Below are 15,440 nucleotides of genomic sequence, written 5' to 3'. Positions count from 1 at the left end.
ACACGGCAATCTTGCAGTTGATGATAATAATTGTTAACTTCGCAAAACGTTACTTTTATCACCATCACATTAAACTACAACATGTCTGACAACCGAAACTTAGACGATGCCGCCAACGGCATCGACCCGGCGACCAACGACAACGGCGTGGCCGGACTACCCGAAAACGCGTTTAGAGAGCTCGCCGCCGACGAGCAGTATCATCCCGTAATGCACCCTGCACGCGACTACCGCGAGGTGACTCCCTACTCCGTGGGCATGGGACTGCTCCTCGCCGTCATATTCAGTGCGGCGGCCGCCTATCTCGGATTGCGCGTAGGCCAGGTGTTTGAGGCCGCAATACCTATCGCCATCATCGCCGTGGGACTTTCAAGCGCACTCGGCAAGAAGGACGCCCTTGGACAGAATGTAATCATCCAGTCAATAGGCGCCTGCTCGGGAGTGATTGTGGCCGGTGCCATATTCACCCTGCCCGCGCTCTACATCCTTCAGGCCAAGTATCCCGACATTGCGGTCAACTTCTTCGAGATATTCCTCAGTTCGCTCTTCGGAGGCATATTGGGAATACTCTTCTTCATCCCCTTCCGCAAATATTTCGTTAAGGACATGCACGGCAAATACCCCTTCCCCGAAGCTACAGCCACCACCCAGGTGCTCGTGAGCGGCGAAGGCAAGGGCGAAAAGAGCGGATCACAGGCCAAGACACTCATCATAGCGTCACTTATAGGAGGTATCTACGACTACGTGCTTGCCACGTTCAAGTGGTGGGCCGAGAATGTCACCTCAATCGCTTCGGAATGGGGAACGGCGCTTGCCGCCAAGACTAAGCTCGTGTTCAGCGTCAACACCGGTGCCGCCCTGCTCGGACTCGGTTACATCGTGGGCCTGAAGTACGCATTCGTCATCTTTGCCGGCTCAATCTTCGTGTGGTGGATCATTATTCCCCTCATGGGAACCTACGGCGCACCCGAAATAGCCTCGATGGAGCCCGGAGCCATCTTCAGCGACTACGCCCGCCTCATCGGTATCGGCGGTATAGCCATGGCCGGAGTCATAGGCATCGTGAAGTCATGGTCGATAATAGCTCAGGCAATAGGCCTCGCCGCACGTGAGCTCAAGGGCAAGAGCAGCGACATAAAGGAGGTGCGCTGGCAGCTCGACATATCGATGAAGCACATCGTCTACCTCATCGCCATAGCCCTTATAGCAGTGCTCGCCTTCTTCTACTTCGGAGTCATCCACACATTCTGGCAGGCACTCGTGGCCTGGCTCGTGGTAGTGGTGATAGCATTCCTCTTTACCACCGTTGCCGCCAACGCAATCGCCATCGTGGGCTCCAACCCCGTGTCGGGCATGACGCTGATGACGCTGATTATCGCATCGGCAATCTTCGTGGCAATAGGTCTTAAGGGCACATCGGGCATCGTTGCCGCAATGGTGATAGGCGGCGTTGTGTGTACCGCGCTCTCAATGGCCGGCGGTTTCGTGACCGACCTCAAGATAGGCTACTGGCTGGGCTCCACTCCCCGCAAGCAGGAGAGCTGGAAGTTCCTCGGCACACTCGTTTCAGCCGCCACAGTGGGTGGTGTAATTCTCGTGCTCAACGATGTCTACGGATTCTCGGGCCCCGACGCTCTCGTGGCTCCGCAGGCCAACGCCATGGCCAAGGTGATCGAGCCCCTGATGATGGGTGGCGACACTCCGTGGATTCTCTACATGGTAGGTGCCATCCTCGCACTCATCCTCAACTGGCTCGGTGTTCCGGCACTCGCATTCTGCCTCGGAATGTTTATCCCCTTGCAACTCAACACCCCCATGCTCATCGGTGGTGCCATCTCATGGTTCGTTTCAAGCCGCTCGACCGACTCGGCTGTCAACGACGCTCGCCGCGACCGAGGAACCCTCATCGCTTCGGGCCTCATCGCCGGCGGCGCACTGTTTGGCGTATTTGCCGCGCTTACCAACTACATGGGATTTGAGTACACCAATCCGTTATCGATGACAACCTCGCAGGCACTCGGATGCGTTATGTATCTGCTCCTCATCATCTATCTGATAGTTGACTGCATGCGAGCCAAGAAGCTATAATCGCAAATGCCGATAATGACGACGAATAAACAACGACACAACCTATCGGTAAACCGCGAAATCCTATCACTGTCCCTGCCCTCGATAGTCACCAATATCACCACTCCCCTGCTGGGGCTGGTGGATGTGGCTATCGTGGGACACATGGACTCGGCCGCCTACATCGGCGCGATAGCCATAGGCGGCTCAATGTTCAACATGCTCTACTGGCTGTTTGGATTCCTGCGCATGGGTTCAAGCGGCATGACGGCACAGGCTTTCGGAGCCAAGGACCGCCTTGCGCAGTCACGCATCCTGCAGCAGGCTCTGCTCGTGGCCATGCTTGCCGGAATAGCAATGATAGTCCTGCGACATCAGGTGTGCGAAGCCGTACTATGGTTCATGGATGTCGAGGCCGACACCGCCGTACTCGCACGCACCTACTTTGAAATTCTCGTATGGGGCGCTCCCGCCGTACTCGGCACCTACGTTATGTCGGGTTGGTTTCTCGGCATGCAGAACTCCCGCGCGCCCATGTGGGTATCTATATTCATCAACCTGTGCAACATCGCGGTGAGCCTGGTGCTCGTATACTGCTTCAATTACGACATACCCGGTGTGGCCGTAGGCTCCCTTGTGGCCCAATGGGGCGGATTCATGCTTGCCTGCTCGATATGCCTCATCAGGTACGACATCGTGCTGTCGACATTCAAGGAGATTGTCGAGATAAAGGGGCTGAAGCACTTTTTCCGCATAAATGTCGACATATTCCTGCGCACGCTATGCCTCGTTGCCGTCACGTTGTGGTTTACCCGCACGGGGTCACGCCAAGGCACCGAGATGCTTGCCGTCAATGCGCTGCTCATGCAGTTTTTCACCCTCTTCTCCTTCTTCATGGACGGATTCGCATTTGCCGGCGAAGCCATCTGCGGCAAATACATCGGAGCAGGCGAGCGCACCCTACTGCGCCGAAGCATCGACGCGCTGTGCCGATGGGGAGCCGGACTCGCCGTGGCCTTCACCGTCATCTACGCCGTGGGCGGTGACTTGCTTCTCAATTTCCTGAGCTCCGAAAAGAATGTCATCGTTCATGCTCACGAGTACATCTACTGGATAATCACTATACCCGTCGCCGGATTCCTTGCCTTCACATGGGACGGCGTGTTCATCGGCGCCACCGCCACACGCTCCATGCTCCTGTCGATGGCCGCGGCCACAGCCGTATTCTTCATCACCTACGCTCTGGCGTTTCCCTCGCTTGGCAATCACGGGCTTTGGCTCGCATTCATCTGCTATCTGCTCACCCGCGGCATCATTCTGTCGGTCATCGGACGCCGTTACCGCCGCTATTGAGCAGCCCCGTCACCTCGGCCTCAAAGTAGCCCTTGCATCATAATATATGTTAAATAATTGAGAGAGCGATTTTTCCATACATTTGTTGAAAACATGTAAAAATGCCGTGGAGTTTTGACTTCATGGCACAGGAAAGCACACCCGTTTTATAGAATTTATAAAACAAAAACAAGTTAAAAGTTATGAGGGCTTGGATTGTGACTAATTCGAGCCCCTATTTCAATTACTGCGACAATAAGGGTGACCCTTGCAAAAATTTTTCGTATCTTTGAATACTTCAAGAATACCATAGCCTCGCATAACATGACAGCGTATAGGCTTACCGGTATCTCAGCCAAGTCAAAGGGACGAAACTAATCGAATCACATAACTTTTAATCGCATGACAAACAAATCATTACTACTGACAGTCATCGCAGTGGCAGCTGCATTTTCAGCCGAAGCCGCGGTCAATGTCACAGGCCCCGACGGAAAACTCGTTGTAACGACCGATGTTGCAGCCGGAGTTCCCCAGTATAGCGTCACCTACGACGGCAAGCAGCTCATCGAGCAATCGCCGCTCGGATTCGTCACCAACATCGGCGACTTCTCGCGCGGAATGACCATGACCGACTCCAAGACCGGTAACGTTTCAAAGAGCTACAACCAGGACCGCATCAAGAAGAGCCATGTCGACTATAACGCCAACACCCTCGTCACCACCTTCAAGAACGAAGCAGGACAAGAAATGAGCGTCGAATGGCAGGTTAGCGACAACGATGTTGCCTTCCGATATATAATCCCTCGCCAGAAAGGCGGCGAAACAGGAAGCCTCGTAATGGAGAAAGAGGCTACCGGATTCAAGTTCCCCTCCTACACTACTACGTTCATCACCCCCAGAGCCACGCAATGATAGGATGGAAGCGCACCAAGCCAAGCTACGAGGAGCCCTATAAGCCCGATGCACCCATGACCGAAAAGTCGATGTACGGACACGGCTATACCTTCCCCGCCCTCTTCCACGTAGGCGACGACGGATGGGTGTTGCTTACCGAAACCGGTGTCGACGGAAGCTACTGCGGCTCACGACTGAGCGACTACAACGACGGCATGTACACCATAGCCTATCCGATGCCCGAAGAGAACAACGGCAACGGCTCGGCATCGCCCGGCATCGCACTTCCAGGAACTACACCTTGGCGCACAATAACAGTAGGCTCCGACCTCGCCCCGATCGTCGAGACAACAATTCCCTGGAGCGTTGTCGAACCTCTGTATGAGGCGACCGAGCCTTTCAAGCCCGGTCGCGGAACATGGAGCTGGATTCTGTGGCAGGACAACAGTATCAACTATGACGACCAGGTGAAATTCATCGACCTCGCCGCTGAAATGGGCTACGAGAACGTGCTTGTCGACAACTGGTGGGACACCAACATTGGCCGCGAAGGCATCGAGAAACTCGTTAAATACGCCCACAGCAAGGGTGTGAACCTGCTCATGTGGTATTCGTCAAGCGGATGGTGGAACGACATCGTGCAAGGCCCCACAAGCCTCATGTCACGTCCAATTCCCCGCAAAAAGGAGATGAAGTGGCTACATGACCTCGGAATAAAAGGTATAAAGGTCGACTTCTTCGGCGGCGACAAGCAGGAAACCATGCGCCTCTATGAAGACATCCTCAGCGACGCAAACGACTACGGCATCAATGTCATATTCCACGGCTGCACAATGCCGCGCGGATGGGAACGCCTCTACCCCAACTACGCAGGCAGCGAGGCGGTGCTTGCATCGGAAAACCTCGTGTTCAGCCAGGGATTCTGCGATCAGGAAGCCTACAACGCCACCCTGCATCCCTTCATACGTAACGCAGCCGGATGTATGGAATATGGCGGTACGGTGCTCAACAAGCGCCTCAACCGTGGCAACGACGGCGGCACCACACGCCGCACAAGCGACGCATTCCAGCTTGCCACATCGATTCTCTACCAGAACGCCGTGCAGAACTTCGCACTGTCGCCTACCAATTTAACCGACGCTCCGGCCGAAGCGATAGAATTCATGAAAGCCGTGCCCACGACTTGGGATGAAACACTCTACATCGACGGATACCCCGGCCGTTACGTAGTGCTTGCGCGCCGTCATGGCGACACATGGTATATAGCAGGCGTGAGCGCCGAGCAGGAGCCTCTCAAGCTGAAACTCGACCTGCCCATGCTCGCCAAGGATCAGGTGGTCGAGATATATGCCGACCCGGCCAAGCTTAAATCGATGACTCCCGGCGTGATTGAGAAACGCGACCTTAAGGTGAAGAAACCCGCTGAAGTTCCCTTGACAATACTCCCCTCAAGCGGATTTGTCATCGTTGCCAAATAACACGCATAAACGAAGCGATAACATAACGGCGGAAGCGTCCCCACATTAAGGGATGCTTCCGCCTTCTATATACGATTGTCTAAAATGTCAAGCGAGAAGACCGGGAAGTTTCAGCATATCCGACATGTTTCGGAATCCCACATCATGATAAAGCCTGTGACCGGCACGTGTCGACTCAAGGTATATCTTCACTATGCCGCGTTCACGGGCACGTGCCACAAGCCAGTCGACGATGCACCGCCCTATCTCATGACGACGCAACTCGGGCAACGTGTATATGTTCATCAGATAGGCACACTTGCCCGACGGATTCTCGGGCGAGGGTATTTCATCATAGAGGCACATGCCTCCGCATCCCGCAATCAGCCCGTCGACCCATGCAAAGCACGCCACATGACCTCCGGCTGCCAACTCCTTCTCATAATAGGCCCTGCATGATTCACGCAATCGGCCCGTATCACAACTTTCAGGCAATGAAAACACCTCTCTAAGCACCATCATGCGCCATTCAAGCAGCAGATTTAACTGCTCCACACCTGCCTTCTTTATAATTATATTCTGCATAACTTTCAATACACTTGCGATAAACATTTCTGATATAACAAATTTTCCGCCTTTAAGCCGACTGCCAAGGTCAAAAAAAGTTAACCTAATCCGCTGTTTTAACTATATTTCACCACAATTCAACCATTCATGATGCAAAAGTGTTAACCTTTAGCAACAATTACTATTTAATAATGTATTCGCAACTGAAAAAATACTTCCATATATTGATGGCTGCCACAACTGTCCTGACAATAAACGGTTGCATATACGAAGACATGAAGCCTTGCTTCGAAGACGACGTGGACATTACAATTGTCAACGATTGGGCATTGGCTCCCGATGCCGATCCCGAAGGCATAGCCTATACATTCTATATCGACGGAGTGAAGGATCATTGGCGATTTGACTTCCCGGGGCGAGAGGCCGGAAAAGTGATACTTCCCACCGGACACTACCGATTCATAATGTACAACGACGACACCTCGGGTGTTAGATTTGAATCGGGCGACGACGGCACCATGGTTGCCACAAGCCGACCCGGGTACATTCTCGAAGGTCTTCCGGGATGGAATTCAAACGACACCATAACCTATACTCGTGAAAAGGTATTGATATGCCCCGACATGATGTGGTCGGGCTCCTACTCCGATGTAACAGTCACCTACGACCAACTCACCTACTCCGACTCCACCGCCACCTACACTTCGCGTTTGTCCGAAAGCAACCCCATGCAGTTGGTTACCAAGCCAAGACAAATCGTTGCAACTTATTCTTACGACATTATAAATGTCAAAAATCTCAGCGGAGTCAAACGAATGTGCGCTGCGATGAGCGGACTCGCAGCGTCATTATGCGTCAACAACGGACTGCCCTCCTCTCAGCCCGTAACGCTCCCTGTAAAGGCTGTAAAAAGCGGTGACAGCTCAATATCAGGGAAGTTTTTCACATTCGGCCTGCCTCGTGCAACCCGAGCTCCTAACTTATTGTATCTCTTCGTATGGCTCACCGACGGACGCCGATACGTTTACGAGTTTGATGTGACTGAGCAAGTCGTCAAAGCTTCCGACCATCTTAACGTACACGTAGTGGTGGATTCACTGTCGTTACCGGAGTCTATTCCCGATGAATCAGTAGGGACATTCGACCCTTCGGTAGACGGATGGACTCATGTCGTTGTGAACTTTGTAGTATAAATCACCGTTATTAAACTAACAAAAACTCATTGATTATGAAAGCTTTTGCATTACTAAGCTTAACAGCATTGTTGTTTGCGGCAAATGCCTGCTCCGACAATGAAGCACCTGCTGGCACTACCGGTCAGCATGCAATATCGTTCAACGCGCTTGCGTCAAAGCAACCGCGTTCGGCCGCAACCACCACAGCGTCGCTAAAAAGCTTCGTCGTATATGCATTCACCGGCTCCAAGCCCCTTATGGAAGGTGTAACCGTGTCGCGAGACGGTGGATTGTGGACTTATTCTCCTACGGCCTACTGGCCCGAAACTCCGGTTAATTTCTATGCATTCAGCCCCGACATATCCAATTCTTCACAAATCACAGGTATAGGCTCCAACTCAATTCCCGATTTCATAAATAACAGCAACATCGATTTGCTCTATGCCGTGAACATCGGGGAGTATGAAAAGCCGGCTCCGGTAGCAATCAACTTCAGGCATGCATTTGCCAAAGTAGATGTAATGATGTCGAGCAGCAATGTCGACATTCAGGTCAAAGTAAGTCATGTGTCGTTATGCAACATTTACACCAAAGGCACATTCCGGTTTCCACAAGCAACAACTTCGCCCGAGAATCCCGAAGCTATGGGATCTTGGACCGACTTAAGTGCCAACCAAAAAATTCTGACATTCTATGCAATTGACAATGAGTCGCAAGTAACGCTGACCTCTAATCCGGTCAACCTCACTGAAGGCACACTGGACACTCAGTTCTTTCTACCGCAAGAGCTTACTAAAGTCGAGCTTGCAGGCAACGACTATATAGGCAATTTCATTCAGGTCGACTGTGAGATTTACGACACCTCAAGCGGGGCAAAGTTGTGGCCAAAGTCCGACACACCGTCCTACATGCTCGTACCTCACACCGATCTCGGACGGCTCATATTCCCGTTGATGACGACCAATGTCGAGGATTGGAAAATGGGATATTCCTACGTTTACAACATCGCCATCAACAATCCTGCCGTACTCGATGCAATAGAATTTGAGCCGACAGTCGACGAATACGCCGAAATCAATCCCTGACGGCGCATAACCACTTGCCGTAAATAATAACGCTCCCGGCAACCGTCCTCTAAGGAATGGTTGTCGGGAGTGATTTTATATCGTCACATTGCTTTGTCGCACGATAAATTATCGTATCTTTGTAGGAACATGGAAAATTACATTGTATCAGCACGCAAATACCGTCCGTCGACCTTTGCAAGCGTCGTGGGACAGAAGGCTTTGACAGCCACACTACGCAACTCCATCAGCAAGGAGCGACTGGCTCACGCCTACCTTTTCACAGGATCACGCGGAGTGGGCAAAACTTCATGCGCCCGAATATTTGCCAAGACAATCAACTGTGAGCATCGCACTCCCGACGGAGAGGCATGTAACGAATGTGCCTCATGCCGAGAGTTCAACGAAGGACGCTCGCTCAACATCATCGAACTTGATGCCGCATCCAACAACGGCATTGACGATATGCGCAACCTCATCGACCAGGTGCAGGTGCCTCCGGTACACGCTCGTTACCGTGTATTCATCATCGACGAGGTACACATGCTTTCGTCGGGAGCATTCAACGCTTTCCTAAAGACACTTGAAGAGCCGCCGAGCTATGTGATTTTCATCCTTGCGACAACCGAGAAGCACAAAATCATACCCACCATTCTGTCACGATGCCAAATCTACGATTTCAACCGCATCACGATCAACGACATGGTGGAGCATCTCGCCTATGTGGCAACTCAAGAAGGCATAACAGCCGAGCCGGCGGCTCTCAATGTAATTGCACGAAAAGCCGACGGAGCGATGCGCGATGCGCTTTCAATATTTGACCAGGTCGCCGCATCATCGATGGGAAACGTGACCTATAAGTCGACCGTCGAAAACCTGAACATACTCGATCACGAATACTACGACCGTCTTGTCGAGGCAATGCTGACAGGCAATGTGCCACAGGCATTGCTCATATACAAGGACATACGCGAAAAAGGATTTGACTCACAATTTTTCATCACCGGACTGGCTTCGCACTTCCGCGACCTGATGGTGGCTCGCGACCCGTCGACAATCTCACTGCTCGAAGCCGATGAAGAATCTCGACAGGCAATGGCAAAGGTAGCGCAGCAATGCACGCCCCAATTCCTGTATAAGGCCATGGATCTGTGCAATGATGCCGACCTTAACTACCGCGTAGCATCCAACAAGCAATTCCTCGTCGAGCTTACACTGATCAAGCTGTGCCAACAAATCAGGCCCGAGGGTGATTCGGGCAATAAGCTGTCGGCCGTCACCGCCTCACAACCGGCCTCAGCGAGTAATCAGTTGCTGAAAACCACTGCTACATCGCCCAAGGCCGCCCCGGCACCGCAACCAGCCAATCAGGTGGCACAGCAGCCTGTCAGTAATCAACCGCTGAAAGCCCCTGTCACCCCGCAACCTGCAGCGGCACCTCAACCCGCACATCCCCAACCGGCCGTTCCTCGACGCCATCAAGGACTGCGCACTCCCGGATTGTCGCTTAAGAGCACTGTGACACAAGCCAACGAACAAGCCGCCGAATACGTGCGTGAAACACCCCGCCGTTCCACCGACTTCACTGACGAACAGTTTGCTGCGACATGGCAAAGCGTAATCGACTCGCACCCCAAGGAGCACCTGCTCATAAACGCAATGCGCGTGGCTCGTCCGCAACGCATCGAGGGTGCGCGTTACGGAGTAACCGTCGAGAGCGAAGCCATACGCGACAGCATCGTCCAATCGATGCCTATGCTGCTTGAGGAGTTGCACAACCGCCTCGAAAACGACTTCGTGACACTCGACATAGCCTTAAACAAAGGACAGGCCACCGCCACTTCACTTACCGACGGAGAAGTGTATTCGCTTATGCGTCGCAAGTATCCCTACCTAAACAATGTCATCGACGACCTGCATCTCACCATGCTGTGAGGCTGCATTTGATTTAACACACACCGCCAGTGACCTTTTAGGGTGTAGATTTGTTATATTGGGAAATTAGGAGAGCAAAAAGTCGAGAAAATGTAAATTTTCTACATTAATATATGCAACTTTTTCCTAATTTTGCCGATAATTTTGAATTAACATCGAAATCATGCTGAAAAATTTAGTCATTGTAGAGTCACCGGCAAAAGCCAAAACCATTGAAAAATTCCTTGGAAAGGACTATAAAGTCATGTCAAGCTACGGTCATATACGCGACCTTAACAAGAAGAAATTCAGCATCGACATCGATCATGGTTTTGCTCCGGTGTACGAAATTCCCGATGACAAGAAGGCGCTTGTTGCCGACCTGAAAAAGGCGGTCAAGGACTCACAGACGGTGTGGCTCGCATCCGATGAGGACCGCGAGGGTGAAGCAATAGCATGGCATCTTTGCGAAGTGCTCGGACTCGATCCTGAGAACACAAAGCGCATCGTATTCCACGAAATCACTAAAAACGCAATAATGGATGCAATCAAGCATCCGCGGGCAATCGACCTGAACCGTGTCGACGCCCAGCAGGCACGCCGCGTGCTCGACCGCATAGTAGGCTTCGAGCTGTCGCCCGTGCTTTGGAAGAAGATAAAGCCCGCCCTCTCGGCAGGACGAGTACAATCGGTGGCCGTAAGGCTCATAGTTGAGCGCGAGCAGGAAATCAAGGACTTCAGAACCGAAAACTACTACCGCATCAACGCCGACTTCACTACCGATGACAATTCAAAATTGCGCGCCGAGCTCAGCCGAAGGATTCCCGACACACAGGCCGCCATGCAGTTCCTCTCCGATTGCACCGACGCCACATTCACCGTGGGCAATGTGACGGTAAAACCCGTACACAAGTCACCGGCACCACCATTCACCACCTCCACACTGCAGCAGGAAGCGTCACGCAAGCTCGGATTCACAGTGTCGCAAACCATGATGGTGGCTCAGCGCCTATATGAGGAGGGACACATAACTTACATGCGTACCGACTCGCTCAATCTGTCGGAACTCGCCGTAAATGCAATTGCCGGCGAAATCACCGATAAGCTTGGCAAGGAGTATCTGAAAATACGAAAATATCACACCCACTCCAAGGGTGCCCAGGAAGCTCACGAGGCAATCCGTCCCACATCCATCGACAAGCACACTATCGACGGCACGGCACAGGAGAAAAAACTGTACGGACTGATATGGAAGCGCACGATAGCATCCCAGATGGCCGATGCCGAAATAGAAAAAACGACTGTCGAGATACATCCCTCGACACGAAGCGAACACTTCACCGCCACCGGAGAGGTAATAAAGTTTGACGGATTTCTCAATGTCTACATCGAAAGCAACGACGACGATGCCGACGAGCAGGATTCATCACTGCTTCCCGCAATGAGCGAAGGACAGTCGCTGTCGCTCGCCTCAATCACCGCCACCGAGCGATTCACTCAGCAGCCGCCTCGCTACACCGAGGCTTCGCTGGTAAAGAAGATGGAGGAGCTCGGCATCGGCCGACCCTCTACCTATGCCCCCACAATATCCACCATCCAGGCTCGCGAATATGTGGAAAAAGGCGAAAAAGAGGGCGAACCGCGCAACTACAAGGTGCTGCAGCTCAAAAACGGCAAGATAAAAGAAACGGTAAAGACCGAAATTACCGGATCGGAAAAAGGTAAGCTCATCCCCACCGACATAGGCATCGTGGTCAACGACTTCCTCACTCGATACTTCCCCTCGATTCTCGACTACGACTTTACCGCCAAAATGGAGGAAAAGTTTGACGACATAGCCGAGGGAAAGCTCGAATGGGACAAGGAGATAGGCACATTCTACGCTCTGTTCCATCCCGATGTCGACCATGCGTTAAATGTCAGGCTCGAGCACAAAGTGGGCGAGCGAGTTCTCGGAACCGATCCCGCCACAGGCAAGCCAGTAAGCGTGAAGATAGGCCGTTACGGCCCTCTTGTGCAAATAGGTGACGGCGATAGCGACGAGAAGCCCCAGTTTGCATCACTGCTCAAAGGCCAGTCGGTTGGCACAATAACTCTTGACGAAGCCTTGAAGCTGTTTGAGTTCCCTCGCACGCTTGGTGAATTTGAAGGCTCTGAAGTCACTGTTGCAATAGGTCGTTTCGGCCCTTATATAAAGCATAACGGCAAATTCGTATCCATTCCCAAGGACATCGCTCCGGCAGCAATTACATTGACCGAAGCCGAAGAGCTCATCACGGCCAAGCGTGACGCCGAGAGCAAGAAAGTGGTCAAGACATTTGACGAAGACCCCGACCTGATGATTCTTAACGGCCGATACGGAATCTACATCTCCTACAAGAAATCCAACTATAAGATACCGCGCACCGTAAAGAATCCCGAAACTCTCACTCTTGAGCAATGCCGTGAGATAATCGACCGTGACGAAGCCAAGCCCAAGAAACCTGCACGCCGTACATCGGCCCGCAAGAAATAAACATATTCCAACCATCAAGCCATGCCTCGACAGAATCGCTATACAAGCAAGCCGGGAGCGCATAACGCGCCGTTTCGTCCCGATGTAATCGAAAGATATCCCGTAAAAGGTGACTCGCAGTTACTTCAATTCCTCTTTGACTCGATGCCTCAACGCAAGCGCACCACAGTCAAGGAGCTGCTGAAGCACAATCAGGTTGCGGTAAACGGAATGCCGGTAACACAATTCAACCGTGAGTTGCATGAAGGCGACAAAGTCGAGGTGAACCTCACGCGTGAATTCAGGGTATTTTCCAATCGCCGCGTAAAGCTTGTATATGAGGATGACGACATCATCGTCATCGAAAAAGGCTACGGACTGCTTTCGATGGGAACCGACCGCGTAAAGGACGGTACCGCCTACTCTATAATGCGTGACTACGTTAAGTGGGCCAATCCGCGCAACAAGTTGTTTATAGTCCATCGTCTTGACCGTGACACTTCGGGACTGATGATGCTCGCCAAAACCGAAGAAGCCAAAGAAGCCATGCAGCATAATTGGAACAACATGGTGCTGAGTCGCAAGTATATAGCAGTGGTCGAAGGCGAAGTCGAGAAGGACGAGGGTGAGATACGAAGCTATCTTGCCGAAACGTCACAGTATGAAGTCTACTCGACCCAGAATCCCGAAGAGGGAGAACTTGCCGTGACACGTTATAAGGTGCTGAAGCGCGGACTCGGTCACACAATGCTTGAAGTCGAGCTCGACACAGGCCGCAAAAATCAGATAAGAGTACACATGAAGGAACTCGGACACCCCATATCAGGCGACCGCAAATACGGAGCAAAGGCTTCAATGATACATCGCCTTGCACTGCATGCCCAGACACTAAGGTTTGCACATCCTTCAACGCGTCGTGACATGAACTTTACCACCCCCATTCCCGGTTCTTTCTACAAGCTTGTAGGCGGTAAATAACCTTCAGCCGCAACGGTTCACACTACATTTTGCGGGATTTTGAAAATATTTTCACAAATTTTCCACAAAACATTTGTTCATTTTCAAAACTTATCCTATCTTTGGCAATGTGAGTTATGTAGATAAATGCAATCTTGCATCTGCTCCGCTTGTAAACCTTAATATTTGCGGCACTACATCTACCTGCTCACAATGAATAAGTTATATAGCTGAAATACAAGTATCATTAAGTAGCTCTCTCGAAAATCAGCGTAGCATAAAAGTAATTAGCCTGCCTTAATTAACCGACTATTTTAGCCATGTAGCAGCGACCATATTATCGACCCGCCCTATAGGCAGGACGGCAATATCCTTCCGATTTCCGTCGTTTTACCGCCATGGAAAATATCAGCAAGTCATCTCGTCGACACTATTTGCACGAGGTTACACCACCATTGTTTTTCATCTTCCCGATTGCTCATTAACATTTCAATGGCAAGTCAAGGACTCAAACCAATCCATGTAACGGCAATACCAAGCGCCGTTACGTGTCGCGCGACCATCATTGCCGCATTGCTCGCCATCCTGTCGGCTATCGGATGCAGCAAGAGTGACGCTGCGGGCGATGATGTGATGGATTACACGGTTTCCGTCAACGTGACATTCGACATGCGTTATGTCGGCAATCCGCCTCCGGCAGGGATGAGTCTGTTCCTCTACCCCATTGATGAAAGCCTTGAAGCGCGACGCTTTGACTTCAAAGGCGTAACGGGCGGCAAAATCGACATCAAGCCGGGCCGATACAGTGTAATATGCTACAACAACGACACTCACGGGGTCGACTTCCGCAACACCGGCCGTTATGACACCCATGAAGCCTACACACGCCCAAGCACCGTCATCCAATCGCCCGACGGCAATAACCTCCCCGTGGCACCCGGAGCCGAGGATGAACAGCTCCTCATCTGTCCCGACCCCATGACGGGCACTTCGATAAGCAACGTGTCACTCAAAAGCAACGATGTAACGCTCGCATTGCAGCCACGCCGATTGACCGACACCTACCGTTACGAAATAACCGATGTTACCAACATAGGCCGCGTGACATCGGTGTTTGCGTCCATTTCAGGCATGACCTCGTCATTGCTCCTATGTGACGGAAATCCCGGTTCGGAGTGTGCGACGCTTGTAGGCGAATCCGTCAGCGACGGCATGTCACGCATCACCGGCGAGTTTGTAACATTCAGGCATGACAATGGCTGCAATGCGTCACATCATTTGATGCTCTACGTGTGGACCGACGACGGAAAGCTGCATTGCCTGGGCGGCTCCGACACCCGATTTGACATGACTGAAAAGCTGCATCAATCGGGCGAATCAGGCAGCGTCACATTGACTGTCAGCGGACTTGAGATTCCACAATCCGACGACCCCGAAGGCACCGGCTACACCCACGACATTGACGACTGGTCGATAATAGACACCGACATCGACATATAAATAATACCATATAAATGAC

9 protein-coding genes and 1 pseudogene are annotated in these 15,440 nt (G+C 51.9%); 9 read left to right on the top strand and 1 reads right to left on the bottom strand.

Translation table 11 applies throughout. The annotated features are described in order from the left end of the window. Positions 1–81 precede the first annotated feature (81 nt). The 3 genes and pseudogenes from E7746_RS01060 (at position 82) to E7746_RS01050 (ending at position 5,771) form a co-directional block, all read left to right on the top strand. Positions 82–2,088, top strand: coding sequence for an OPT family oligopeptide transporter (locus E7746_RS01060; RefSeq protein WP_136409567.1), 2,007 nt, complete (start codon positions 82–84; stop codon positions 2,086–2,088). 15 nt (positions 2,089–2,103) lie between these two features. Further along, on the top strand, positions 2,104–3,420 hold the full coding sequence (locus tag E7746_RS01055) for an MATE family efflux transporter (protein ID WP_136409566.1): 1,317 nt from the start codon (positions 2,104–2,106) through the stop codon (positions 3,418–3,420). A 381-nt stretch (positions 3,421–3,801) separates the two neighbouring features. After that, a pseudogene (locus tag E7746_RS01050) lies at positions 3,802–5,771 on the top strand (glycoside hydrolase family 97 catalytic domain-containing protein). An 87-nt stretch (positions 5,772–5,858) separates the two neighbouring features. Here E7746_RS01050 and E7746_RS01045 read toward each other — a convergent pair. Further along, positions 5,859–6,335, bottom strand: a complete 477-nt coding sequence (locus E7746_RS01045; RefSeq protein WP_123395215.1) for a GNAT family N-acetyltransferase — start codon at positions 6,333–6,335, stop codon at positions 5,859–5,861. A gap of 257 nt (positions 6,336–6,592) precedes the next feature. On the opposite strand from E7746_RS01045, the gene E7746_RS01040 reads away from it, so the two are divergent. The 6 genes from E7746_RS01040 (at position 6,593) to E7746_RS01015 (ending at position 15,421) form a co-directional block, all read left to right on the top strand. Next, positions 6,593–7,510, top strand: coding sequence for a DUF5119 domain-containing protein (locus tag E7746_RS01040; RefSeq protein WP_168184272.1), 918 nt, complete (start codon positions 6,593–6,595; stop codon positions 7,508–7,510). A 35-nt stretch (positions 7,511–7,545) separates the two neighbouring features. Next, positions 7,546–8,577, top strand: coding sequence for a fimbrillin family protein (locus E7746_RS01035; protein ID WP_136409564.1), 1,032 nt, complete (start codon positions 7,546–7,548; stop codon positions 8,575–8,577). Between the two features lie 129 nt (positions 8,578–8,706). Then, positions 8,707–10,491, top strand: coding sequence for a DNA polymerase III subunit gamma/tau (locus E7746_RS01030; RefSeq protein WP_136409563.1), 1,785 nt, complete (start codon positions 8,707–8,709; stop codon positions 10,489–10,491). A gap of 163 nt (positions 10,492–10,654) precedes the next feature. Beyond that, positions 10,655–12,985: a type I DNA topoisomerase gene (gene topA, locus E7746_RS01025; protein WP_136409562.1), complete on the top strand. Its 2,331-nt coding sequence runs from the start codon at positions 10,655–10,657 to the stop codon at positions 12,983–12,985. 21 nt (positions 12,986–13,006) lie between these two features. Then, positions 13,007–13,942 carry an RluA family pseudouridine synthase gene (locus tag E7746_RS01020; protein WP_136409561.1) on the top strand — a complete coding sequence of 312 codons (936 nt, stop codon included), beginning with the start codon at positions 13,007–13,009 and terminating at the stop codon, positions 13,940–13,942. A gap of 471 nt (positions 13,943–14,413) precedes the next feature. After that, the gene (locus tag E7746_RS01015; protein ID WP_136409560.1) at positions 14,414–15,421 is read left to right on the top strand and encodes a DUF5119 domain-containing protein; all 1,008 of its coding nucleotides are present in this window, start codon (positions 14,414–14,416) and stop codon (positions 15,419–15,421) included. Positions 15,422–15,440 lie beyond the last annotated feature (19 nt).

The sequence above is a fragment of the Muribaculum gordoncarteri genome (assembly GCF_004803695.1).
Classification (GTDB): domain Bacteria; phylum Bacteroidota; class Bacteroidia; order Bacteroidales; family Muribaculaceae; genus Muribaculum; species Muribaculum gordoncarteri.
This window is presented reverse-complemented; position numbering and strand designations above follow the sequence as displayed.